Source organism: Enterobacter sp. Taxon_2, assembly GCF_058355295.1.
Window position 1 is genome coordinate 2,044,606 of sequence record NZ_CM178024.1, and the last position, 22,470, is coordinate 2,067,075.

The window sequence follows — 22,470 nt, forward strand, 5'->3', positions numbered from 1 at the left end:
ATGTTGACAGATGGTTGAGTCTGCTCAGTTAACGGAATGAAGAACCCCTTTTTAAAGCGCGGCATTATTGTCTGGACGATAGTCTGCCTCATCAGCGGTGTCCTGCTCTATGCCGAGCAAATTCGCCGCCAGTTCTGGGAGCACGATCGCGAGTTTGCAGCACTCTTCTCTGAGTTAAGCGCGGTACTGACGCAAAATGAGTCCGTATTGCCACTTCTGAATGGCGATGAAGATATTGCCACCCTGCGCAAAAAATTCCCTCAGCTTCTTGCCCTGGAAAAGACCTCCGGACGCCCGCTTGATGCGCCACGGGTTGAACCTGCCCACGAGATACAGTACTGGCTTTACAATCCCTGGCGTCAGATCCGCGTGCTGGTGGACCTCGGCCCGATCCTGAATGCGCACCATCCCTTTACTCATCTCGGGATCCGTTTTATGCCAAACGGCGACGAGCCAGCGTCTGATGCCTTCTGGCACTGGCAACGTGCTTTCCCGCAGCATACTCAACCTTTTACGCTGGAAGCCGATTCCCGGCCAGACTGGCTCGCCGTTAACGGGTTGATGTATCCCATCTTGTTTATCGGTTGGGGGATAGTGATTGCGCTGGCGAGCGTGGTGCTCTGGCAGCGCAAAGCGCGGAAAGAGGCCGAGCAAAGGGCGCTCTATTACCAGCACGCCAGACTGAATACCCTGGGAGAGATCACCGCCGGTATCGTGCATGAGATTAACCAGCCGCTTACCGCCGCACAGACGTGGATCCAGGGGGCGCAACGCCAGCTGCAGCAGGACAACGGGCCCGCGGTGTCGCAGGCGTTAGTGGCCGCGCTGACGCAAATGCAGCGAATTAGCGCCTTGCTGACCCGCTTTCGCGAACACGTAGTGCAGGAGAAAGTATCCCTGCGCGAAACTGACCTGGCACAGTGCTGGCTACAGGTGGTGAACCTGCTTGAGCATGAGCGCAGGGCCGAACATATCACGGTCAGCCATATGTTTGCCCCGGGGGCGACAACCGTTCTGGCCGATCGTCTCTGGCTGGAGCAGGTGCTGCATAATTTGCTCAGCAATGCGATTCAGGCGCAGCAGGCCTCTGCAGCTGGCTGGGTAAAGATTGAAAGTCATAAAAATGCGCGCGGTATCCTGATTACCGTGACTGACGGTGGTCCAGGCTTTAGCCCGGAGGCGTTACAAAATGCCTTCATGCCGTTTTACAGCGGCAGAGAGGAGGGAATCGGGCTGGGGATGACCTTAACGGAGTCATTGATGACACGAATGAATGGATCGATTACGTTGGGTAATGCTCCGCAGGGCGGAGCGCAGATCAAACTACAACTGATGCACGGAAAGGAGGCTACGGATGGATAAGACAGTCTGGCTGATTGATGACGATGAATCCATCAGGGAGTCGATGGCGTTTTTGCTTTCAGGCATGGGCTGGCCGGTCAGAACGTTTGAAAGCGTCGATGCTTTTACCGCTGCCCATGCGCGTGAGACCGCGCTGGTGGGCTGTATGCTGCTGGATATGCGGATGCCGGGTAAAGGCGGACTCGCCTGGCTTGAAGAGGGCCAATGGCCCTGGCCCCTGCTGCCGGTGATAATCATGACCGGACACGGTTCGGTTGACGCCTGCCGCCGGGCATTCCGTAACGGCGTCTTTGAGTTTTTTACCAAGCCGCTGGATGCCGACAAGCTTATCGAAACCGTGGGCCTGGCCTTCGAGGAGAGCCAGCGCCGCTTTGCCGACTGGCAGGAAACAACCCGGATCGCGGCGCGTTTCGCGCAGTTGACCGCGCGTGAGCATGAGGTGCTGGGTGAGTTGATGAAAGGGCTCAGCAACAAAGAGGTGGCTGCCCGGTTGAACCTCTCGCCGCGTACGGTAGAGGCGCACCGCGCATCGGCATTTACCCGGCTTGGCGTCAATAGCTTAGTCCAGGCAATCCGGGAATACGATAAATTGCAATCCGTAAAACTACCAGGATGAGTGCGTAATCAACCGAATACCGTTTCATCGTGCGGCTGAGTAACCTCTGGGTGTCTCTCAACACGCGAGGAAGTGCGATGAAAAAAATAATGATGGTTGCGGCACTGGCCGCGGGTAGCCTGAGTCTGGCGGCACAGGCCGATACGCTGAATCAAAAGAATCTCTCACTGGCGCAGGCGAATGCGCTGGCAACCTCCGCCATTCAGGCCTGTACGGCAAAAAATTATCAGGTGACCGTCACCGTTGTTGACCGCGCGGGCGTGGTGAAAGCGGTACAGCGCACGGACAATGCCGGTCCTCACACGGTAAAAGCCAGCGAAATGAAAGCTTATACGGCGCTTAGCGCAAAGAATGCGTCCGGTAAGGTGATGGAAGCGGCGCAGAGCAACGCCGGTGCGCAAAACATGCGTGACATTCCGGGTTTCCTGCTGCTGGCGGGGGGCTTGCCGGTGAAAGAGGGCGATGAAACAATCGGGGCAATTGGTATCGGCGGTGCGCCGGGCGGTCATCTTGATGAAGCCTGCGCGCAGGCGGCTATCGACGGGTTAAAAAAATAAAAAAAAGCACCGGCTTGCCGGTGCTTTTTAATCAGATCTTGCAGGCGTCGCCGCAGTCGTCGTCGGCGACAATCGCCTGCGCTTTTTTATCCGCGTCGTCCAGACGTTCCGCATTACGCTCTTCTGCTTCATCCAGACCGTTAAAGACTAAATTATCGAGATCAATTTCCATGTTGCACCTGCTCTGTTCAGTTTTCGATACTGGCACAGTATAGGGCAAAAAAAGCCAGCAATGTACCTCGCAGCACATAAGGATAATCCCTGCCATACTCAGTGCTTTATCGCTGAGGAGAGCACATGATTACACTCTGTAAAACCTGCGGAACGGCTTACGATACACAGCCTGAGAAATGCCCGATCTGCGAGGATGAACGCCAGTATGTACCCATCACGGGGCAGGCGTGGGCCGATCTCGATACCGTCACCGCCACGCATAGCAACAAATGGCAGCAGCTGGAGCCGCGATTGTTTGGGATCAAAACGGTCCCGGCGTTTGCGATCAATCAGCGGGCGCTGCTGCTGCAAACGCCCCACGGCAATATTCTCTGGGACTGTATCGCCAACCTCGACCCCGCAACCAAAACGCTCATTACCGCCCTCGGCGGCATCAGCGCGATTGCGATTTCACATCCGCACTATTACACCACGATGCAGGAGTGGGCTGCGGCGTTTGATGCGCCGGTGTACCTGCACGCCAGCGACAGCGAGTGGGTGATGCGCGACAGCCCGGCCATTCATTTCTGGGAGGGGGATGCGCTGGAGATTTTCCCGTCAGTCACCTTGCTGCGTCTGGGGGGGCATTTTGCCGGGGGAACGGTGCTGCACTGGCAGGAGGGGGACGGGGTACTGCTGGCGGGCGATATTCTGCAGGTCACGCCGGGTAAAGACGCCGTCTCGTTTATGTGGAGCTACCCGAACTATCTTCCGCTGCCGGCCCGCACCGTGGCGTCGGTCGTGAATCATCTGGAAGGCAGAACGTTTGAACGTCTGTACGGCGCGTTCGAAGGGCAGAACATCCTCGCTAACGCGGACGAAATTGTGCAGCGCTCGGGCCAGAAATATATTGCTTGTCTGAAGTAAACCACGATGGGTAAACTTTACGAGTGTGATCTCGATCATACCTAAACTAAAACAGATAAAAGAGACATTGCTATGCAACATATCATTGAAGGTTTTCTCAGCTTTCAAAAAGAGATTTTCCCGCAACGTAAAGAACTCTTCCGCAGTTTAGCGTCCAGCCAGAATCCCAAAGCGCTGTTCATCTCATGCTCCGACAGCCGTCTGGTCCCGGAACTTGTCACCCAGCAAGAGCCAGGACAACTCTTTGTCATTCGTAATGCTGGCAACATCGTGCCGCCGTTCGGACCGGAGCCAGGCGGTGTGTCCGCTACCATCGAATACGCCGTCGTGGCGCTGGGCGTCACGGATATCGTGATTTGTGGTCACTCCAACTGTGGCGCGATGAAGGCGATTGCCGATAACGCGAACCTGGAGCCGATGCCTGCCGTGTCACACTGGCTGCGCTATTCCGACGCGGCGAAAGCCGTGGTGGAGAAAAAAACCTGGGATAAGCCGATCGATAAGGTCAATGCGATGGTGCAGGAGAACGTGTTTGCGCAACTGAGCAACATTAAGACCCATCCTTCCGTCGCGGTGGGCCTGCGTAATAACTCCATCCGACTGCACGGCTGGGTGTACGACATTGAAAGCGGCGAAATCCTCGCCCTGAATAAAGAGACGAAAACCTTCGTTTCGCTGTCGGAAAACCCGGAAGTCTTCTTCGAGTAATCCGCGACAGCAGGGCACGGATGCCCTGTCAGTTTTCAAAATAGGGCAATCTCTGCCGCACCCCCGACGCGGGTTTTTCCGCCGCTTGCGCCATCGCCTCTGCAATCTCTGCACACTCCGCCAGCCCCTGAACGAAGGGACGATCGTGCATCAGCCACGGTATCGCACCGAAGGCGATACGCCCGCGAACGGTGTCTGGCGCTTTTAAGGTGTAATCCTCGCCGATATCGGGTATCTCATCGCCGGTCGCTTCCAGCTGTTTTCGCAGCGTCGGGAAGGGCAGATCTTTCGTTTTGAGCGGCTTTTGCCCGCGCGCATCAATAAAAACGTCGAAGCGGTAAACGGTCTCTTGTGTGGTTATCACCGTTCGATCGCTGCCAACGTCGAGCGTGTAGTCGTCACCGAGCGCGGCCACGCTGATGATGCCGGCTTCGCGAAGCGCGAGCAGCCTGCGGATAGACTGCGGAGGGATGGCGGCATAGTTGTCGATAAATACCCGAGCCAGCCCCTGTTTGAAGCGTTCAACGTCTCGATCGCTGAGATGGGGAACGATCTCCTGAACCACTTCATGCAGCCGAAGCACGGTATAGCGCCAGGCCACGGTACGGCGTTCGCGTTTATTTTTCTCAACTTCTTTCAGGTTATCTTCCGCCCAGGTAAAGGGACCGTGCCGTTTACGATCCTCAAACCAGGCCTCACGAAGGGTGTCCGCATTCAGCGTATGCAGAGACATTTTTTCGCACCACTCCGGATCGGCAAGCTGAAGCTCTTTGACCATCAGGACAAAGATACGATCGAGCAGGCCATCCGGTCCTTTGGCAATCTCGCTTTCCACCACGCGTTCGGTCAATATCGACAGCGGCTCGTAAGGAATAGGGCAGTAAAAATCGGCTTCCGGCAGAATGCCAGTCCGGGACATCAGGACAATCTTCAGCGCCTCGCTGCCTTTATTCAGCACAAATTTATCATCGCGAAACGCACCGTGCTGCATTACGACCGCCATGGCCGCGTCGAGACCGCTTAACGATGTCCCCATAATACCGACGCGACAGGGAGGAATACTGGCGTCCATCAGACCGGACCATGGGCTGGGGAAGAACGTGCGCGTGGCTTCATCCTCCTCTGGCCAGACGTGGCCGGTGGCGATAACCGCGAGGTCGAAGCGTTCAGGAAAGGCGCTGCCGTTGACGGAAAGCGTAACGCCTTCTTTCGAGGGCACGATATCGGTGACCTGGGCGGATTTATGGACATCAACCTGAAATCCCCGTTTTTTCGCCTCTTTTACGATGGACCGAAAGCTGTCGCGGAAATACTCACCCAGCAGGATCCGGGGCAGGAACTGTCGGTTATGCAGGCGGGCTTTATCAACCTTGAAGCGTGCCAGATGGGATTCGCTCTGGCCCTTGAGCCAGTCGAGGTAGGTCATAAAAATGGGCGGGATTTCAATACTTGCGATATTTGCCAGCATCAGACGAGAGTTATCGTCGTCGTTATAGGGCATACCCACGCCCGCTTCATCACTTTGTTCAAAGACGGAGACCGAAAGCGGCTGCGGGTTTTTAAGAAGGGCGTAAAAGGTATAAATCCCTGTTGGGCCGGAACCGATAATGGCGATTTTCTTCATCGACGGTTGTCCTCTCTTTTTTCCATGAGAAAAGCGTAGCAGGAGAACAGTAATGAAAATGAAGGATTAGGAAAATTCAGGCTATCAGAAGAGGATTTGCACCATTTCAGGACTGAAATGGTGCGTCCGAGTGGACTCGAACCACCGACCCCCACCATGTCAAGGTGGTGCTCTAACCAACTGAGCTACGGACGCAGAATGGTGCGTTCAATTGGACTCGAACCAACGACCCCCACCATGTCAAGGTGGTGCTCTAACCAACTGAGCTATGAACGCAACGTGTTGTCGGTGACAACGGGGACGAATATTAGCGGCACAGCACCGAGGTGGCAAGAGGGAAAATGCAATTTTCTCTCTGATTTCACGCGATTGCTGTATTACCGCGCAAAGTGAAGAGAAAGTAGCCGCCGGGTGGCGGCTACTGCGTATTTAACGGGCAGCGCGTTGCAAAATGACCGTTGATGGCTGGCGCTGCAGGAAGCGCATGCGCATCATCATCATAATCGCCGCCGACGTCAGGCCGATGATAAAGCCCATCCAGAACCCCGCCGGTCCCATGCGGTCAACCACAAGGTCGGTCAGGGCCAGAATATAACCACACGGCAGACCCAGCACCCAGTAGGCGATGAAGGTGATAAAGAAAATGGAGCGCGTGTCTTTATAACCGCGCAGCACGCCGCTGCCAATCACCTGGATGGAGTCCGAAATCTGGTAAATCGCAGCCAGCAGCATCAGGTGCGATGCCAGCGTGACGACCTCCGGATTGTCGTTATAGAGCAGGGCAATCTGCTCGCGCAGCGCCACGGTGAAAAGCGCTGTGCAAATGGCCATGCAGACGCCGACGCCCAGTCCGGTCCGCGCGGCGGTTTGCGCATCGAGCGTCGAACCTTGTCCCAGGCGGAAGCCCACGCGAATCGTCACTGCCGCGGCCAGCGACATTGGCAGGACGAACATCAGGGAGCTGAAGTTCAGCGCAATCTGGTGCCCGGCCACGTTCACAATGCCCAGCGGGGAGACCAGCAGGGCAACCACGGCAAACAGGGTCACCTCAAAGAACAGCGCAAGGGCAATCGGCAACCCTAACTGCACCAGACGCGTCATGATGCTCCAGTCCGGCGTGCTGAATCTGTTCTCGTTGCGAATGTCGCGCATGGAGCGGGCGTGCTTCACGAAGGTAAGCATCGAGAAGAACATCACCCAGTAAACGGCTGCTGTCGCCACGCCGCAGCCGACGCCGCCCAGTTCCGGCATCCCGAAATGACCGTAGATAAAGATATAGTTAACCGGGATGTTGACCAGCAACCCGATAAAACCCATCACCATCCCGGGCTTGGTTTTCGCCAGACCTTCACACTGGTTACGCGCTACCTGGAAAAAGAGGTAGCCGGGCGCACCCCAAAGCAGGGCACGCAGATAGCCCACGGCTTTATCCGCCAGGGCCGGGTCAATGTTATGCATAGCGCGGATGATATGGCCCGCGTTCCAGAGCACGACCATGATCAGCACGGAGACAAACCCTGCCAGCCAGAACCCCTGACGGACCTGATGGGCAATGCGCTCGCGACGACCCGAGCCATTGAGCTGAGCGATAACAGGCGTGAGTGCGAGCAGCAGACCGTGGCCGAACAGGATGGCCGGAAGCCAGATTGACGTACCGATAGCCACGGCCGCCATATCGGTGGCGCTGTAGCCACCTGCCATTACCGTATCCACAAATCCCATTGCGGTCTGGGCCACTTGCGCGATGATCACTGGTATAGCCAGTGCCAATAACTGGCGCGCTTCATTCATGTACTTCTGCACGTGAACACCTTTATTTTGTAGTTATTTGAGAGACTAAAAAAGCCGCCGAAACGGGCAGCGAGAAGAAAATGCAGGGGGGTGCCAGCTATTGTAGCGGGCTTTAGCTATTTATCTAGTGAAAAAATCGCCAGAAAATGCGCTCCGCTGGCAACCTGTTTTTCCAACTGTTATTGTGGTGGGATTAAACGGTGTCACCACCGTCCGGAAAAAACAGGAGTTGTAAGCATGTTTACTGGTATTGTGCAGGGCACCGCCAAAGTGGTGTCCATTGATGAAAAACCTAATTTCCGTACTCATGTTGTTGAGCTGCCGGAATATATGCTTGAGGGCATTGAAACCGGTGCGTCGATTGCGCATAACGGCTGCTGCCTGACCGTGACCGAAATTAACGGCAACCAGATTAGCTTTGATTTAATGAAAGAGACGCTGCGCATCACCAACCTGGGCGAGCTGGCGGTGGGCGATACCGTCAACGTTGAACGCGCGGCGAAGTTCAGCGATGAGATTGGCGGCCACCTGATGTCCGGCCACATCATGACCACCGCTGAAGTGGCAAAAATCGTGACCTCGGAAAATAACCGTCAAATCTGGTTTAAAATGCAGGATCCGTCATTAATGAAATACATCCTCTATAAAGGATTTATTGGCATCGATGGGATTAGCCTGACGGTGGGGGAAGTGACGCCAACGCGTTTTTGCGTGCATTTAATTCCTGAAACGCTGCAGCGCACCACGCTGGGCACCAAAAAACTGGGGCATAGCGTGAATATCGAAATCGATCCGCAAACCCAGGCGGTGGTGGATACGGTTGAGCGCGTGCTGGCAGCAAAAGAAGCCGCAATAATAAAGACCACTGAAGAAGAATAAAAAATAACCCCGGATATCCGGGGTTATTTTTTTAGCGAGCGACACGCAGTCCGTGTTCAATCCCACGGCTGAATACCACCTGCCAGAGCTGAATATCCCGTGCGCGAAACGCCCCCGCGCAGGCATTCAGATAATAGCTAAACATCCGTTTGAATCGTTCAGAATAGTTGTCCGCAATCTCAGGCCAGGTCTCCTGAAAACGCGCATGCCATGCCATCAACGTGGTGTCGTAATCCGCGCCAAAGTTATGCCAGTCTTCCATCACAAAATGGGATTCGCTGGCGTTGGCAATCTGGCGAACGGACGGTAAACAGCCATTCGGAAAGATGTATTTATTGATCCACGGGTCAACGTTATTGTCGGTCCGCTTAGAGCCGATGGTGTGCAGCAGGAAGATGCCGTCCGGTTTCAGATTACGATCCACCACCTCAAAATAGGTGTCGTAGTTTTTCGGCCCGACGTGCTCGAACATGCCGACGGAAACGACCCGGTCAAACTGTTCATTCAGATCACGGTAATCCTGCAGCCGGATATCCACATCGAGACCCTGGCAGCGCTCCCGCGCCATTTTTTGCTGTTCCGCTGAAATCGTGACGCCCACTACGCTGACGCCATAGTGCTTCGCCATAAAATACGCCAGCCCACCCCAGCCGCAGCCGATATCCAGCACGCGCATGCCGGGCTGTAGCTGCAGCTTCTCGCTAATCAGACGCAGCTTTGCCTGCTGTGCTTCCTCAAGCGTCGACGCGTCTTTCCAGTAGGCGCAGGAGTACTGCATGAACGGGTCCAGCATACGGCTGAACAGGTCATTGCCGAGATCGTAATGCTCTTTGCCGACGATCCACGCGCGTTTTTTACTTTGCAGATTGAACAGTCGGGCAGAGGCGACACGCAGGGTGTCTTTCAGATTGCGCGGGAGTTGGTTTTCCAGACCGGCACGCAGCACGCTGGCAAAAAAGGTATCCAGACGTTCGCACTCCCACCAGCCGTCCATATAACTTTCTCCCAGGCCTAACGATCCCTCCCGCAATACGCGTTTAAAAAAGTCGGGATGTTTAACCTGAGGATCGGATGGCGATGATCCATTGATAGTGATGCCTGCTCGACCTAACAGTTCACTGACGATCCGGGACCAGTTATCGTCCGGAACGCTGACTTCTTCTATACACGATGAACTCATAGCTTCTCCATCACCCTGATGTGATCAGAACCTTCAAACAGCGTAGACGCTTTTTTTGGTTTGTGAGAAATCTCACGGTAAATACCGCGAGGCTAATATCCGACGTAGAACAGAGGAAGGGAGATAACCCTTGCCGAAATGCCTTCCATGGTAAAACGGGAGCACTCCGGCTCCCGTTAACACTTAATATTTATCGTATTTAATCGAACCAAATTTAGTATAGGCCTCAAAATTTGGTGATTCAATAGAAAATTGTTAGCAACCTAATCACTGAAATGTAACATGATTTCTGGCGCAATCAGGCATGCGAGGTTTCCACCTGAGCGCCGCTATCCTGCTCACGCTGCGCGGAGGCCTGCATGCGATAGCCCATCACCGCCAGCGCAACGGTGACCAGCATCACGCTGGTGGTGGTTAACAGTGGCGTCGCAATCAGCGCCGAGACCACCAGGCTTGCCAGGAAGCACAGACCCAACTGCAGGGTATTTTGCAGCGCGGCGGCGCGGCCTGTCGCCTGCGGGAACGGGCGTAACGCTTGTGCCACCACGATCGGGTAAATCGCCCCGTTCGCCACGGCCATGACGCAGAAGGGGATCAAAATTTCAGCCAGGCCCGCGCCCGGAATAAACCCGACGGCCCAGGTGCCGATGACGCTCAGCGCATACAGCACCAGCAGCCATGGCAGCATCTGCTGACCTTCCCATTTTTGCAGCGCCGCGCGACAGCCGTACCCGCCCACCAGGAAGGCGATAGTCTGCGGAACATAGCTCAAACCGATGGCCGCCGGGCTGTAGCCCATATCGTGCAGAATGAACGGCGAGCCGGTAAGCCACGCGAAGAAGCTGGCCGAACAGGCGGCGTAAATCAGGACATTGCCGCGATATGCTTTGGCGCTCAGCAGGGAGGTGAAGGTAATCGGCTTCGCATCCGCATGCGCCTCTTTTTTATGCGCGGGCTTAAGGGCAAACGCTGGCAGCATCAGCACCAGCGTGATGGCAAACAGCGTGGCAAAAATGGCCTGCCAGTCAAAGTGCGCGAGGATCCAGCTGCCCAGCAGCGGAGCCAGGGCAGGGGAAAGACCCACCAGCGGCATAATGGTGGCGAAAATACGGTTTGTGCGGTTAGCCGGATAGTAGTCGGTCACCAGTGCCTGCCAGGTCACCGCCGCAGCACAGACGCCCACGGCCTGAATAAAGCGCAGCACCAGCAGCCAGGTGGCATCGCGCACCCACAGCATCCCCAGGCAGCCCACGGCAAAAATGGCCAGACCCAGCAGCAGTACCGGTTTACGACCAAAGCGATCCGAGAGCGGTCCCCACAGCAGCTGCGCGAAAGCGAAACCGGCAAGGAACAGGCTCAGGCTGGCGCTGATGGCCGCCGCAGGGGTTTGCAAATCTTCCTGCATGGCGGCAAACGCGGGCAGGTACATGTCGGTGGCCAAAAAGCCCAGCACGCTTAAGCCGCCGAGCCAGACTAAAAATCCTTTCCTGGGTTGCATTCTCTTATTCTCCTGAGGAGGCAGGTGTACGTTGGCGCAGAGTGTAGGGAGTGCAAAGCCGCTTGTGAAACGCTAATATTTGGCGGGTGCATTCAAATTTTTTGCAGGCAGAAAATGTGGTCAGATTATTCTCTTGAAGTGGTCGATGCTGTCGCGCGTAACGGCAGCTTTAGCGGTGCAGCGCAGGAGTTGCACCGCGTCCCTTCGGCCATCAGCTACACGGTGCGTCAGCTGGAGGAGTGGCTGGCGGTTCCGCTGTTTGAGCGGCGCCATCGTGATGTGGAATTAACGCCCGCCGGGGCGTGGTTTTTGAAGGAAGGGCGTTCTGTTATCAAAAAAATGCAGATCACCCGCGAACAGTGTCAGCAGATCGCTAACGGCTGGCGGGGGCATCTTTCCATCGCGGTGGATAACATCGTTAAGCCGGAACGTACCCGGCAGATGATCGTCGATTTCTATCGTCATTTTTCAGATGTCGAGCTGCGGGTCTCGCAGGAGGTGTTCAACGGCGTCTGGGATGCGCTGGCGGACGGCAGGGCAGAGATGGCAATCGGGGCCACGCAGGCGATCCCGGTCGGGGGACGTTACGCCTTTCGCGATATGGGCATGCTGAGCTGGAAGTGCGTGGTGGCAAGCGATCATCCGCTGGCGGTGATGGAGGGGCCGCTCAGCGATGATACGCTGCGCAACTGGCCGTCGCTGGTGCTGGAGGATACCTCCCGTTCATTGCCCAAGCGTATCACCTGGCTTCTGGACAACCAGCGGCGGGTGGTAGCCCCTGACTGGGAATCGTCGGCGACGTGCCTCAGCGCCGGACTGTGCGTCGCGATGGTGCCCGTTCATTTCGCGCGTCCGCGCATCGATACCGGAGAGTGGGTTGAGCTGACGCTGGAGAATCCGTTCCCGGATGCGGCCTGCTGCCTGACCTGGCAGCAAAGTGATGTCTCGCCTGCGATGGCCTGGCTGCTGGATTATCTGGGAGACAGCGAAACGCTAAATCGGGAATGGTTACGGGAGCCAGCATAGCTGGCCCCGTAAAGCGATTAACGACGGTAATCGCGGAACGGACCGTCCGCAACGGAACGGCGTTCGATAAGACGCGGGTGAACTTCAATGGACTGCGACTCTTCACGTTTGTTGACGATCCTGTCCATCAGCATATTGAAGGCCGTTTCGCCCAGCGAATCTTTCGGCTGATGAATGGTGGTCAACGCTGGCGTGAAGAAACGCGCGTTACGCACGTTGTCATACCCGATCACGGAAATATCCTGCGGTACGCGCAGACCCAGCTCGTCGGCAGCGCAGAGCGCGCCCATTGCCATGATGTCACCCCCGCAGAAAACGGCGGTCGGACGGTGTGGCTGGGAGACGATCTGCTGCATTGCGCGGTAGCCCGACTCCGGCTCAAAGTCGCCCTGCACAATCCAGTTTTCCGGCACGTTGATCAGCGCTTCTTCCATCGCTTTCATAAAACCGGCCAGACGGCCCGCGCCGGTGTTGCGCTCCAGCGGACCGGGGATCACGCCAATCTCGCGGTGACCGCGTTCGATCAGATAACGACCGGCCATATAGCCGCCTTCAAAAGCGTTATCGATAACGGAATCAGTGAAATCCGCGCGCGCTTCACCCCAGTCCATGACCACCATGGGAATATGGCGATACTCTTCGAGCATCGACAGCACGGATTCCGGGTACTCGGAACACATTACCAGCAGGCCATCAACGCGCTTTTGCGCCATCATCGACAGGTAGGCGCGCTGTTTTTCAATGCTGTTCCACGCGTTGCCCAGAATCAGGGTATAACCTTTCTGGAAGCAGTTTTTCTCAACCGCTTCAATGATCTCGGCAAAATAGGCCGCTTCACTGCTGGTGGCCAGCAATCCAATGGACTTGGTGTGATTAACCTTGAGGCTGCGCGCAACCGCACTTGGCGAATAGTGCAGCTCTTTGATCGCTGCCCAGACGGCGTTGCGCGTCTCTTCCGCCACAAAGCGGGTTTTGTTAATTACATGTGATACGGTTGTAGTGGAAACGTTTGCGCGTTTTGCTACGTCTTTAATTGTTGCCATTAAATGTCACTCCAGACCATATCCTAAGCTCCTGAAAAACTTGAAGGTAAACGTTTGCCTTCTCTCACCCTTATCACGCAATCTTGAATTGCGGCACGCCGGGAAAACGACACGGGACGTCAGGAGGGGGTCAATGGCCGGTACGCTAATAAATTTAGCGTGGAATTTTGTCCTATCTTGATGAAAAGGGGAAGAGGTAAAGTGTTTATCAGCCTAAATCCAGGAAGATTTTTGACGTAAATTATGCAAAAATGAGCAGGCTCACTTTTCGTGGGGGGATTAAAAGGAGAAAAATTGATGAGTTCCGATCTGAAGTTTTCGCTGTTCACCACCGTTATTGTGCTGGCTCTGATTGTCGCGGCCGGTCTGACGGCTGCGCTGCACTGATTTACGCGGAGGGAGAGTCTTCTCCCTCCCGATCGACCCGATTGTTACTTCTCTGGCAAAAATCTTTTGCCATTTTGTTAACTTCTCATTTTTTGTGATTGATGTCATGCTTTCCGCTTCTTTGTTCTGTGTCACCACATGACACGGCATCCGGAGTTGACGCATGAAAATCAATTTTCCCCTGCTGGCCCTGGCGATTGGCGCTTTTGGGATTGGCACCACTGAATTCTCCCCGATGGGGTTACTGCCCGTCATCGCCCGCGGCGTGGACGTCTCGATCCCTGCGGCAGGGATGTTAATCAGCGCCTATGCTATCGGCGTGATGGTGGGGGCGCCGCTGATGACGCTTCTCCTTTCGCACCGCGCGCGCCGCAATGCGCTGATTTTCCTGATGGCGATTTTCACCCTGGGCAACGTGCTTTCGGCCATTGCGCCGGACTACACCACGCTGCTGCTGTCACGCATTCTGACCAGCCTTAACCACGGCGCGTTCTTCGGGCTGGGATCGGTCGTGGCTGCCAGCGTGGTGCCAAAACATAAGCAGGCCAGCGCCGTAGCCACCATGTTTATGGGGCTAACGATTGCTAACATTGGCGGGGTGCCTGCGGCAACCTGGTTGGGCGAGGTTATTGGCTGGCGGATGTCATTCCTGGCGACGGCTGGACTGGGCGTGGTCGCAATGGTGGCGTTGTTCTTCTCCCTGCCGAAAGGCAGCGCGGGTGAACGTCCTGACGTGCGCAGAGAGCTGTCGGTGCTGATGCGCCCGCAGGTGCTCTCCGCGCTGCTCACCACCGTGCTGGGGGCAGGGGCGATGTTTACCCTCTACACCTATATTTCACCGGTATTGCATGACATCACCCACGCAACGCCTCTCTTTGTGACCGCGATGCTGGTACTGATTGGCGTGGGCTTCTCGATTGGCAACTATCTCGGTGGGAAATTTGCCGACCGTTCCGTAAGCGGCACGCTGAAGGGCTTCTTAACCCTGCTGATTGTCATCATGATTGCCATTCCGTGGCTGGCGCGTAATGAGTTTGGCGCCGCGATCGCGATGGTCGTCTGGGGAGCCGCCACCTTTGCCGTGGTGCCGCCGCTGCAGATGCGCGTGATGCGTGTTGCGCATGAAGCGCCGGGCCTCTCATCGTCGGTCAACATCGGCGCCTTCAACCTGGGCAATGCGCTCGGTGCGGCGGCCGGTGGGGCCGTGATTTCAGGGGGACTGGGGTACAGCTTTGTGCCGGTGATGGGGGCGATTATTGCCGCGCTCGGCCTGCTGCTGGTGATGATGTCGGGTCGTAAACAGCCTGAAGCAGCCTGCGCTGCGGAATAAACCAAAAACGCAGAAGGGCGAACCCTTCTGCGTGTCTCTTACGCGGCGAAGTTCTTCGCCACAAAGTCCCAGTTAACCAGTGCCCAGAAGTGCTCCAGGTAGTTCGGGCGCGCGTTGCGGTAATCAATGTAGTAAGCGTGTTCCCATACGTCCACGGTCATCAGCGGCTTAGCGCTGGTGGTCAGCGGAGTGCCTGCGTTAGAGGTGGACACGATAGCCAGTTTGCCATCCGCCTCTTTAACCAGCCACGTCCAGCCCGAACCGAAGTTCTTGATGGCTGCATCGGTAAATTTCGCTTTGAAATCCGCGAAGCTGCCAAAGGCGGCGTTGATAGCGGTAGCCAGTTCACCGACAGGTTCGCCACCGGCGTTTGGCGCCAGGCAGTGCCAGTAGAAGGTGTGGTTCCACACCTGAGCCGCGTTGTTGAATACGCCACCCTCTGAACTGCGGACGATCTCTTCCAGCGTTTTGCCTTCAAAATCGGTGCCCTTGATCAGATTGTTCAGGTTAGTGACGTACGTCTGGTGATGCTTGCCGTAATGATATTCCAGGGTTTCCGCAGAAATATGCGGTGCCAGGGCGTCTTTTGCATACGGTAGTGCAGGTAATTCGAACGACATTGCTTCTCTCCTTATTGTATTTTGCGTTGCCAATAACCACACAGACAACAAGGACAGGATAGCAAATTGAAAGGGTATGCAAAAGAGGAACTTACCCTGCCACGGGTGTGGCAGGGCAGGGGTTAGCGAATGGTTTTCGGCGTCATCACGCGACGTGCGCCGACGTAATGGCGTACCCAGTAGTCTTCACTGAGAGAGGTGATCTGAATATCCTGGCCGCTACGCGGTGACTGGATGAATTTTCCGTTACCGACATAGACGCCGACGTGGTCAGCCGTGCCGCGACCCTGAGTGCGGAAGAACACCAGATCGCCGTTTTCCAGCTCACCGCGGTCAACCGGTGAGGCATCGCGCAGGTGGTACATCTCATTAGCGGTACGAGGAATGCGGAACTTGACCAGATCTTTATAGGCGTAATAGACGAGGCCGCTGCAGTCAAAGCCGGTACGCGGCGAGCTGCCACCCCAGTGATAGGGTTTGCCAATCTGCCCCATCAGTTTGTTCATCGCGGTTTTTTGCGCTTTCTGTACGCGCACCTTATGCACTTCCGCTATTTTCGTGACCTTCGTGCATTTCGCCTTGTGGCCTTTACGCGTGATGCATTTTTCAGTAACAAGGTTAGCGGCGGTTTGCGAAGCTTTACTTTTGGCGGAGTGGGCAGTACGGGAAGGTTTGGTTTTCGTCTTGCTGGAAGCGGTCTGTTTCGTCTGAGCCGGTGTTTTTTTCTTGTCGTTCTTAGCGGTGGTTTTTTTCTTACGTTCTGTGGCTTTCACCAGATGGTTTTTTTGTACAGCAGAATGCAGCGCCTGCTGAGAGGCGTTTGCCACTGGCGTGAAAGTGAGTGAAGTAAACAGTAAAGCACAGAGCGTGATCGAGATTTTATTTATCCGCGCCACTGGGCAGTCCCCTGATAAATGCAGGTCATCAATAATACCCGCGTGTGATTTACAAAGCCCGTCGATTCTAATCTATAAAAAGCCAGAAAGTTAATAGCATTTTTCAATCTACAATCGTGTTTCGTAAGCAAGTGCAAAAAAATTCATCGTTCTGTCGCTCATTTGCCCATTCCCTAAGCAAAACCCTGACCGCCGCAGGGTAAACACCATTTGCAATGCAACTTTTCCTGACTCGGAGTAGAATGTATAAACGTGACAAAAATGTTATTTTCCGATGCCAGTCTGAACCGCTACAATGTCAGACGAATGCCGTAACAGAAGTTAAAGGAAGCAAGACATGAGCACCACTATTGAAAAAATCCAGCGCCAGATCGCTGAAAACCCGATTCTGCTGTATATGAAAGGTTCTCCAAAGCTGCCAAGCTGCGGCTTCTCCGCGCAAGCGGTTCAGGCGCTGTCTGCCTGTGGTGAGCGTTTTGCTTACGTTGATATCCTGCAGAACCCTGACATCCGCGCTGAACTGCCGAAGTACGCGAACTGGCCGACGTTCCCACAGCTGTGGGTAGACGGTGAACTGGTTGGCGGCTGCGATATCCTGATTGAAATGTATCAGCGCGGCGAACTGCAGCAGCTGATCAAAGAGACGGCAGCGAAGTACAAAACGGAAGAGCCGGACGCAGAGTAATTTTCTCTGCGCAAATAAAAAAAGCGACCCGCTATATGGTCGCTTTTTTTTGTCGGGTGGCGCTGCGCTTACCCGACCTACGATTGGTGCTCGTCCTCATCACCCATCGGCAGCGGCCAGCCGCCCAGACGCTTCCAGCGGTTGACGATCTCACAGAACAGCTCTGCGGTACGCTCCGTGTCATACAGCGCGGAGTGCGCCTGCGTGCCGTCGAACGGAATGCCCGCCGTAATACAGGCCTTTGATAGCACCGTTTGTCCCAGCGCCAGGCCGCTCAGCGCGGCGGTGTCGAAGGTGACAAAAGGATGGAAGGGGTTGCGTTTAAGCGACGCGCGCTCGGCGGCGGCCATGGTAAAGCTGTGATCGAAGGTGGCGTTATGGGCCACCATAATGGCGCGGCTGCAGTTACTCTCTTTCATGCCTTTACGCACCATTTTAAAAATGGCGTGCAGCGCGTCATATTCACTTACTGCACCACGCAGCGGGTTATGCGGATCGATACCGTTAAACGCCAGCGCTTCCGGCTGTAAGTTTGCCCCTTCGAAAGGTTCAACGTGGAAATGCAGCGTGGTGTCCGGTGTAAGCCAGCCCTGTTCATCCATCTTCAGCGTGATGGCGGCAATTTCGAGCAGCGCATCGGTTTTAGCGTTAAATCCGGCTGTTTCTACATCAATGACAACGGGATAAAAACCACGAAAACGGTCGCACAGACCGCTAAATTGAGCGTTATCGGACATCAGGGTCTCTTACATGGGGAAAAAGCAGAGCGCATTATGGCAAATTTTGCGGGGGGATGCAGTAAAACTACGGGCGCACGTTGCGCCCTGAGGGATCAGTTGCCCAGACCGCGACCGGCGTCTTTGGCTTCAATCAGCTCGATTTTGTAACCGTCCGGATCTTCGACAAACGCAATCACGGTGGTGCCACCTTTTACCGGACCCGCTTCGCGCGTGACGTTACCGCCGTTGCTGCGGATGCGCTCACACGCTTCGGCCGCGTTGTCCACTTCCAGCGCGATGTGGCCGTAGGCCGTGCCCAGCTCATAGCTGTCAACGCCCCAGTTGTAGGTCAGCTCGATCACCGCTTCATCCGTTTCCGGGCCGTAACCCACGAACGCCAGCGAGTATTTGTATTCCGGGTTTTCGCTGGTGCGCAGCAGCTTCATGCCCAGGACGTTAGTGTAGAAATCGATAGAACGTTGCAGGTCGCCAACGCGCAGCATGGTGTGAAGTAGGCGCATAATTTCCTCATTAACCAATGAAATAGACTGTCTTTTTGAACAGAAACGATGTTTTAGTATAGCGGCGAAGCATCGCCGCTATCAATGAACAATGGCGAGATTACAAAGAAGGGTAGTCGGTGTAGCCTTCCGCGCCGCCGCCGTAGAAGCTTTCCGGGCGCTGCGGGTTGAGCGCTGCTTTTTTCTGCAGACGAGCAACCAGGTCCGGGTTGGCGATGTAGTCGCGGCCAAACGCGACAGCATCAATCAGCCCTTTGCCGATCAGGTCTTCGGCTTTCTCCGGGGTATAGGCGCCTGCACCGATGATCACGCCGTGGAAGCGCTCGCGCACTTTCTGACGGAAAGCATCCGTGTAAGGCTTACCGCCGGCCCAGTCAGGCTCGGACATGTGCAGATAAGCGATGCCACGTTTAGCCAGTTCTTCGATCAGGTACAGAGCATCCGCTTCCTCGTTCGGGCCGTTGTCGACGTTCTGGAAAGACCCGATTGGGGAAACGCGAATGCCGATACGGTCCGGGCTCCACTCCTTGCATACCGCATCCACCACTTCCAGCACCAGACGGGCACGGTTTTCGACGCTGCCGCCGTACTGGTCGGTGCGATGGTTAGACGACGGCGACAGGAACTGGTGCAGCAGATAGCCATGCGCGGAGTGCAGCTCAATCAGGTCAAACCCGGCTTCACGGGCGTTTGCCACGGCCTGGCGGAAGTCGTTAACAGTCCCCGGGATTTCGTCCAGCTCCAGCGCACGCGGCATAGAGGTATCCACGCGGATCGCATTGCCGTTTTCATCGCGCAGGGACGTACGGGTATTGGCGCTCAGGGCCGAAGCGGAGACCGGTGCCTGGCCGCCAGGCTGAATGCTGCTGTGAGAGATACGACCGGTATGCCACAGCTGGACCGCAATGCGACCTTCTTCAGCGTGGACGCCCGCGGTGATTTTCTGCCATGCGGCGATCTGTTCCGGGCTGTGAAGACCCGGCGCACCCGCATAACCCTTAGCCTGAGCAGAAATCTGCGTGGCTTCGGTGATGATCAGGCCAGAGCTTGCGCGCTGACGATAGTATTCACCCATCAGTGGGGTTGGGATGTCACCCGGCTCAATGCTGCGCAGACGGGTCAGCGGAGCCATGAACACGCGGTTTGGCGCCGTGACGGCACCCACTTTCAATGGGGTAAACAGTTTTTCAGCTGACATAAAGACTCCTGAGTAGACCAGTCGACTAGTAATAAGGTAAATAAAAAGCGCCCATTATACGTCAGGCGCAGTAATGCTGTTTTTCACATGTGCCAGCGCGCTTTCCAGCGGCACGGCACTGCGCGAAATTTTTGCCTGCAGGTTGGCCCCTAACCAGAGGGAATAGAGCACCTGAGACTGCATCAAGGGGTCGCCGGTAAAGGCCAGCGTTTTTTCGTCGCGGCCTTTTTCCAGCGCCTGAGCCAGCAGGGCGATCACGCCGCGGGCACCTTTATCCATCGCTGTGCGCATATCTTCAGAAAGATCGCACACTTCTGCAGACAGTTTAACGGTCAGACAACCGCTGATAATGCCCTGCTGACAGAACTGGTTCAGCGTTTCCTGATAGTAGTTCAGAACACGATCCCGGTAGTTACCTTCATCCGATGCAAAGTGGGTCGCCAGACGCTGGTGGTAGCCAGCATAATGACGCTCCAGCATCGCTACGCCGAAGGCCTCTTTGGACCGAAAGTAGTGATAAAACGACCCTTTCGGTACCTCAGCGGTTTTTAATAACTCGCTCAACCCCATACCGGTAAACCCGCGATGCATACAAAGTTGCTCGCCGGTCGCCAGTAGATGTTCGCGGGTATCGTGTTCAGTATTTCTGCTCATGGCCGCACTCTAATAGACCGTTCGGTCTAATGCAAGCGAGTTTACTGACGACATGCGCTCAGTATATCCAGCTGCTGTTGATAAACCGTTGATTTCACGTCCATCATACCCAGCACGGTCGAGAACAAATTGTCCTGAGAAACCGCATTTTTTGCTGCATGGTCACGCAAACACTGTTCGTTGATGCCAAAGTTTTTCGCGTAATCCGGTGACAGCCAGAACATAAATGGAATATGCGTTTGCTGCTCCGGCGCCAGCATGTACGGTGTACCGTGCAGATAAATACCGCTTTCACCCAGTGATTCACCGTGATCGGAGAGATAAATCAGCGCGGTGTTCATGCTCGCCTGACGGGCTTTCAGCGCATCAATGGTTTTGCTGACCATGCTGTCGGTGTAGAGGATAGTGTTATCATAGGTATTCATCAGCGCCTGATGATCGCAATCCTGAATCTCATTGGTGTCGCAGGTTGGGGTGAATTTACGGAAGTTGTCCGGGTAGCGGCGATAGTACGCCGGACCATGACTTCCCATCAGGTGGATAACCAGTACCGTGTCCTGCTTCAGACCATCCAGCACGTTGTCCAGACGGTAGAAATTCACATCATCAATACAGGATTTGTCTTTGCAGAACTGATCCAGATTCCACTGTGTCATGTCGGTATGGGGCACGCGATCGCAGGCGCCTTTACAGCCGCCGTCGTTGTCGCGCCACAGCAGGTTGACACCCGCATGCTTGAGCACGTCGAGCAGCCCCTCGCGATGGTGAGCCAGGTCGGCATCGTATTTGCTGCGCGTCATGCCGGAGAACATGCACGGAACGGAAACCGCGGTTTCGGTGCCGCATGAGGAAGCCTGCGGGAAGTTAATCACATCCTGCTTTTTCAGCTCCGGGTTCGTTTCACGATCGTAACCATTAAGGGAGTAGTTCGCCGCGCGAGAGGCTTCCCCAACGACCAGTACCAGAACGGTTTTCTTTTGTTGACCGGTAATCAGTGGCCCTTTATGGGCATCTTCACCAATACGCACCAGCGTTTGATCGCCAGCAAACCAGCGCATTTTGCTGTACTTCACCACGGCGCTGACATAGTTCGCCGGGGTGACCATTTTGACGATGCTTTTGTTGTTGCGGAACAGCGACGCGTAGTCTTTATAAAACAGCGCGGCAATCAGGATAATCACCAGCAGAGCGCCGAGCATCGCGGCCACACGCGTCAGCAGCGCATACCACCATTTTCCGGTACGAATGCGGGTCAACGCCAGCACCACGGAAGGCACGAGGCCAGCGATGACAATCCACAGAATCATCTGCGGGGTCACCAGGGCCGTCGCTTCCTGAGAGTTAGTTTCGAACACGTTCACAATCATGTTCTGATCGATCACCGCGCCGTAGGTATACATAAAGTAAGTTGCCGCGGCGCAACCGATCGTTAAAACGATCAGCAGCGGCTTACGGATATAGGGGATATTAAGCAGGCTAAAAACAATCACCCAACCGCAAAACAGCACCAGCGGTACGGAGGCGGCAAAGAGGATGTCGTGCAGATGGGCAGGGGCAATAATGGCCCAGCTGTGCTGGATAAACAGCCCGTTGATTAGCGTAAAGAAGAGTGCACAGCCCAGAGTAAATTTAATGTCGTTACATTGTAACTTTTTGATTAACCACATCGATCGATGAACCTGTCATTATCATGATGGGCCGAGTATAAAGAGGGAAGATTAGTGAAACCTTAATGCCACAAATCTGTGGTACAGGCCTTGCACGTGGCGCGTTTAGCGTCTTCACTGTAGGTGAGAGTGGTTATCTGGAGGTGAGTGTGGCAGAGCAGCTGGAGTTTTTCCCCATCCAGAGCCCGTGCCGGGGGATTTGTCAGGTGGATGAACGCGGATATTGCCGCGGGTGCATGCGTACCCGCGATGAGCGTTTTAACTGGCAAAACTTTAGCGACACGCAGAAGCAGGAGGTATTACGCCTCTGCCGTCAGCGTCTTCTGCGCAAAATACGCGCAAACAAAGCCGGTGAGACCGAAGAACCCCAGCAACCTTCACTTTTTTAACACGGTAATTGCGTATACTCATGACATCACGTCCTTGAGG

Annotated in this window: 24 protein-coding genes and 2 tRNA genes; 11 read left to right on the forward strand and 15 right to left on the reverse strand. The window is 55.3% G+C overall.

Annotated elements, in window-relative coordinates; all coding sequences use genetic code 11:
* The first annotated feature begins 36 nt into the window (after window positions 1-36).
* The 3 genes from AC4IC4_RS09675 to AC4IC4_RS09685 all read left to right on the forward strand — a co-directional run bounded on the left by AC4IC4_RS09675 (window position 37) and on the right by AC4IC4_RS09685 (window position 2,535).
* Window positions 37-1,362, forward strand: coding sequence for a sensor histidine kinase (locus AC4IC4_RS09675; RefSeq protein WP_491472618.1), 1,326 nt, complete (start codon window positions 37-39; stop codon window positions 1,360-1,362).
* Window positions 1,355-1,978, forward strand: coding sequence for a response regulator transcription factor (locus tag AC4IC4_RS09680; RefSeq protein WP_032651013.1), 624 nt, complete (start codon window positions 1,355-1,357; stop codon window positions 1,976-1,978). Before AC4IC4_RS09675 ends, AC4IC4_RS09680 begins: the two co-directional genes overlap by 8 nt.
* 77 nt (window positions 1,979-2,055) lie before the next feature.
* The gene (locus tag AC4IC4_RS09685) at window positions 2,056-2,535 is read left to right on the forward strand and encodes a GlcG/HbpS family heme-binding protein (protein ID WP_032651014.1); all 480 of its coding nucleotides are present in this window, start codon (window positions 2,056-2,058) and stop codon (window positions 2,533-2,535) included.
* 31 nt (window positions 2,536-2,566) lie between these two features.
* Here the strand turns inward: AC4IC4_RS09685 and AC4IC4_RS09690 are convergent, their stop codons facing one another.
* The gene (locus AC4IC4_RS09690; protein WP_003857665.1) at window positions 2,567-2,707 is read right to left on the reverse strand and encodes a hypothetical protein; all 141 of its coding nucleotides are present in this window, start codon (window positions 2,705-2,707) and stop codon (window positions 2,567-2,569) included.
* A 125-nt stretch (window positions 2,708-2,832) separates the two neighbouring features.
* Here AC4IC4_RS09690 and AC4IC4_RS09695 point away from each other — a divergent pair, with 125 nt between their 5' ends.
* Both AC4IC4_RS09695 and AC4IC4_RS09700 read left to right on the forward strand, forming a co-directional pair.
* On the forward strand, window positions 2,833-3,615 hold the full coding sequence (locus AC4IC4_RS09695; RefSeq protein ID WP_491472619.1) for an MBL fold metallo-hydrolase: 783 nt from the start codon (window positions 2,833-2,835) through the stop codon (window positions 3,613-3,615).
* A gap of 72 nt (window positions 3,616-3,687) precedes the next feature.
* The gene (locus tag AC4IC4_RS09700; protein ID WP_024909376.1) at window positions 3,688-4,323 is read left to right on the forward strand and encodes a carbonic anhydrase; all 636 of its coding nucleotides are present in this window, start codon (window positions 3,688-3,690) and stop codon (window positions 4,321-4,323) included.
* Between the two features lie 28 nt (window positions 4,324-4,351).
* On the opposite strand, the gene AC4IC4_RS09705 is transcribed toward AC4IC4_RS09700, so the two are convergent.
* The 4 genes from AC4IC4_RS09705 to mdtK form a co-directional block, all read right to left on the reverse strand.
* Complete coding sequence (locus AC4IC4_RS09705; RefSeq protein WP_491472620.1) at window positions 4,352-5,947, reverse strand: FAD-NAD(P)-binding protein; 1,596 nt, start codon at window positions 5,945-5,947, stop codon at window positions 4,352-4,354.
* A 118-nt stretch (window positions 5,948-6,065) separates the two neighbouring features.
* A tRNA-Val gene (locus tag AC4IC4_RS09710) sits at window positions 6,066-6,142 on the reverse strand.
* Between the two features lie 4 nt (window positions 6,143-6,146).
* Window positions 6,147-6,223: transfer RNA gene (locus tag AC4IC4_RS09715), tRNA-Val, on the reverse strand.
* A 153-nt stretch (window positions 6,224-6,376) separates the two neighbouring features.
* Window positions 6,377-7,750: an MdtK family multidrug efflux MATE transporter gene (mdtK, locus tag AC4IC4_RS09720; RefSeq protein ID WP_491472621.1), complete on the reverse strand. Its 1,374-nt coding sequence runs from the start codon at window positions 7,748-7,750 to the stop codon at window positions 6,377-6,379.
* A 225-nt stretch (window positions 7,751-7,975) separates the two neighbouring features.
* Between mdtK and AC4IC4_RS09725 the strand changes: the two genes are divergently transcribed.
* Window positions 7,976-8,617: a riboflavin synthase subunit alpha gene (locus AC4IC4_RS09725; RefSeq protein WP_491472622.1), complete on the forward strand. Its 642-nt coding sequence runs from the start codon at window positions 7,976-7,978 to the stop codon at window positions 8,615-8,617.
* A gap of 31 nt (window positions 8,618-8,648) precedes the next feature.
* Here the strand turns inward: AC4IC4_RS09725 and cfa are convergent, their stop codons facing one another.
* Together cfa and punC are read right to left on the reverse strand one after the other, a co-directional pair.
* Window positions 8,649-9,797: a cyclopropane fatty acyl phospholipid synthase gene (cfa, locus tag AC4IC4_RS09730; RefSeq protein WP_048991257.1), complete on the reverse strand. Its 1,149-nt coding sequence runs from the start codon at window positions 9,795-9,797 to the stop codon at window positions 8,649-8,651.
* 298 nt (window positions 9,798-10,095) lie between these two features.
* Entirely contained in the window at window positions 10,096-11,295 is a 1,200-nt protein-coding gene (gene punC / locus AC4IC4_RS09735) for a purine nucleoside transporter PunC (RefSeq protein ID WP_061715420.1), read from the reverse strand.
* A gap of 114 nt (window positions 11,296-11,409) precedes the next feature.
* On the opposite strand from punC, the gene punR reads away from it, so the two are divergent.
* A complete protein-coding gene (gene punR, locus AC4IC4_RS09740) occupies window positions 11,410-12,321 on the forward strand; it encodes a DNA-binding transcriptional activator PunR (protein WP_417927265.1) in 912 nt (303 codons plus the stop codon).
* A gap of 17 nt (window positions 12,322-12,338) precedes the next feature.
* Here the strand turns inward: punR and purR are convergent, their stop codons facing one another.
* Complete coding sequence (purR, locus tag AC4IC4_RS09745; RefSeq protein WP_023335431.1) at window positions 12,339-13,364, reverse strand: HTH-type transcriptional repressor PurR; 1,026 nt, start codon at window positions 13,362-13,364, stop codon at window positions 12,339-12,341.
* Window positions 13,365-13,661: 297 nt separating this feature from the next.
* Between purR and cydH the strand changes: the two genes are divergently transcribed.
* Together cydH and AC4IC4_RS09755 are read left to right on the forward strand one after the other, a co-directional pair.
* On the forward strand, window positions 13,662-13,751 hold the full coding sequence (gene cydH, locus AC4IC4_RS09750; RefSeq protein ID WP_020688313.1) for a cytochrome bd-I oxidase subunit CydH: 90 nt from the start codon (window positions 13,662-13,664) through the stop codon (window positions 13,749-13,751).
* A 163-nt stretch (window positions 13,752-13,914) separates the two neighbouring features.
* Entirely contained in the window at window positions 13,915-15,081 is a 1,167-nt protein-coding gene (locus AC4IC4_RS09755; RefSeq protein WP_491472623.1) for an MFS transporter, read from the forward strand.
* 38 nt (window positions 15,082-15,119) lie between these two features.
* Here AC4IC4_RS09755 and sodB read toward each other — a convergent pair whose 3' ends face one another.
* Together sodB and AC4IC4_RS09765 are read right to left on the reverse strand one after the other, a co-directional pair.
* Window positions 15,120-15,701: a superoxide dismutase [Fe] gene (sodB, locus tag AC4IC4_RS09760; RefSeq protein ID WP_029739795.1), complete on the reverse strand. Its 582-nt coding sequence runs from the start codon at window positions 15,699-15,701 to the stop codon at window positions 15,120-15,122.
* Between the two features lie 122 nt (window positions 15,702-15,823).
* Window positions 15,824-16,597, reverse strand: a complete 774-nt coding sequence (locus AC4IC4_RS09765) for a C40 family peptidase (RefSeq protein WP_491472624.1) — start codon at window positions 16,595-16,597, stop codon at window positions 15,824-15,826.
* 337 nt (window positions 16,598-16,934) lie between these two features.
* On the opposite strand from AC4IC4_RS09765, the gene grxD reads away from it, so the two are divergent.
* A complete protein-coding gene (grxD, locus tag AC4IC4_RS09770) occupies window positions 16,935-17,282 on the forward strand; it encodes a monothiol glutaredoxin 4 (protein ID WP_003832760.1) in 348 nt (115 codons plus the stop codon).
* Between the two features lie 77 nt (window positions 17,283-17,359).
* Here grxD and rnt read toward each other — a convergent pair whose 3' ends face one another.
* From rnt to eptA, 5 genes are all read right to left on the reverse strand, one after another.
* A complete protein-coding gene (gene rnt / locus AC4IC4_RS09775) occupies window positions 17,360-18,019 on the reverse strand; it encodes a ribonuclease T (RefSeq protein ID WP_491472625.1) in 660 nt (219 codons plus the stop codon).
* 95 nt (window positions 18,020-18,114) lie between these two features.
* Window positions 18,115-18,522, reverse strand: coding sequence for a lactoylglutathione lyase (gloA, locus tag AC4IC4_RS09780; RefSeq protein WP_013096923.1), 408 nt, complete (start codon window positions 18,520-18,522; stop codon window positions 18,115-18,117).
* Window positions 18,523-18,622: 100 nt separating this feature from the next.
* Entirely contained in the window at window positions 18,623-19,720 is a 1,098-nt protein-coding gene (locus AC4IC4_RS09785) for an alkene reductase (protein WP_491472626.1), read from the reverse strand.
* Between the two features lie 54 nt (window positions 19,721-19,774).
* Window positions 19,775-20,374, reverse strand: a complete 600-nt coding sequence (locus AC4IC4_RS09790; RefSeq protein WP_491472627.1) for a TetR/AcrR family transcriptional regulator — start codon at window positions 20,372-20,374, stop codon at window positions 19,775-19,777.
* 41 nt (window positions 20,375-20,415) lie between these two features.
* Entirely contained in the window at window positions 20,416-22,041 is a 1,626-nt protein-coding gene (gene eptA / locus AC4IC4_RS09795; protein ID WP_491472628.1) for a phosphoethanolamine transferase EptA, read from the reverse strand.
* 149 nt (window positions 22,042-22,190) lie between these two features.
* Here eptA and AC4IC4_RS09800 point away from each other — a divergent pair, with 149 nt between their 5' ends.
* Window positions 22,191-22,430 carry a DUF1289 domain-containing protein gene (locus AC4IC4_RS09800; RefSeq protein WP_008500587.1) on the forward strand — a complete coding sequence of 80 codons (240 nt, stop codon included), beginning with the start codon at window positions 22,191-22,193 and terminating at the stop codon, window positions 22,428-22,430.
* Window positions 22,431-22,470 lie beyond the last annotated feature (40 nt).

Coding starts and splice junctions, on each gene's coding strand:
- AC4IC4_RS09675 (WP_491472618.1), top strand. CDS start 37: ATGAAGAACCCCTTTTTAAAGCGCGGCATTATTGTCTGGACGATAGTC.
- AC4IC4_RS09680 (WP_032651013.1), top strand. CDS start 1,355: ATGGATAAGACAGTCTGGCTGATTGATGACGATGAATCCATCAGGGAG.
- AC4IC4_RS09685 (WP_032651014.1), top strand. CDS start 2,056: ATGAAAAAAATAATGATGGTTGCGGCACTGGCCGCGGGTAGCCTGAGT.
- AC4IC4_RS09690 (WP_003857665.1), bottom strand. CDS start 2,707: ATGGAAATTGATCTCGATAATTTAGTCTTTAACGGTCTGGATGAAGCA.
- AC4IC4_RS09695 (WP_491472619.1), top strand. CDS start 2,833: ATGATTACACTCTGTAAAACCTGCGGAACGGCTTACGATACACAGCCT.
- AC4IC4_RS09700 (WP_024909376.1), top strand. CDS start 3,688: ATGCAACATATCATTGAAGGTTTTCTCAGCTTTCAAAAAGAGATTTTC.
- AC4IC4_RS09705 (WP_491472620.1), bottom strand. CDS start 5,947: ATGAAGAAAATCGCCATTATCGGTTCCGGCCCAACAGGGATTTATACC.
- AC4IC4_RS09725 (WP_491472622.1), top strand. CDS start 7,976: ATGTTTACTGGTATTGTGCAGGGCACCGCCAAAGTGGTGTCCATTGAT.
- cfa (WP_048991257.1), bottom strand. CDS start 9,797: ATGAGTTCATCGTGTATAGAAGAAGTCAGCGTTCCGGACGATAACTGG.
- punC (WP_061715420.1), bottom strand. CDS start 11,295: ATGCAACCCAGGAAAGGATTTTTAGTCTGGCTCGGCGGCTTAAGCGTG.
- punR (WP_417927265.1), top strand. CDS start 11,410: ATGTGGTCAGATTATTCTCTTGAAGTGGTCGATGCTGTCGCGCGTAAC.
- purR (WP_023335431.1), bottom strand. CDS start 13,364: ATGGCAACAATTAAAGACGTAGCAAAACGCGCAAACGTTTCCACTACA.
- cydH (WP_020688313.1), top strand. CDS start 13,662: ATGAGTTCCGATCTGAAGTTTTCGCTGTTCACCACCGTTATTGTGCTG.
- AC4IC4_RS09755 (WP_491472623.1), top strand. CDS start 13,915: ATGAAAATCAATTTTCCCCTGCTGGCCCTGGCGATTGGCGCTTTTGGG.
- sodB (WP_029739795.1), bottom strand. CDS start 15,701: ATGTCGTTCGAATTACCTGCACTACCGTATGCAAAAGACGCCCTGGCA.
- grxD (WP_003832760.1), top strand. CDS start 16,935: ATGAGCACCACTATTGAAAAAATCCAGCGCCAGATCGCTGAAAACCCG.
- rnt (WP_491472625.1), bottom strand. CDS start 18,019: ATGTCCGATAACGCTCAATTTAGCGGTCTGTGCGACCGTTTTCGTGGT.
- gloA (WP_013096923.1), bottom strand. CDS start 18,522: ATGCGCCTACTTCACACCATGCTGCGCGTTGGCGACCTGCAACGTTCT.
- AC4IC4_RS09785 (WP_491472626.1), bottom strand. CDS start 19,720: ATGTCAGCTGAAAAACTGTTTACCCCATTGAAAGTGGGTGCCGTCACG.
- AC4IC4_RS09790 (WP_491472627.1), bottom strand. CDS start 20,374: ATGAGCAGAAATACTGAACACGATACCCGCGAACATCTACTGGCGACC.
- eptA (WP_491472628.1), bottom strand. CDS start 22,041: ATGTGGTTAATCAAAAAGTTACAATGTAACGACATTAAATTTACTCTG.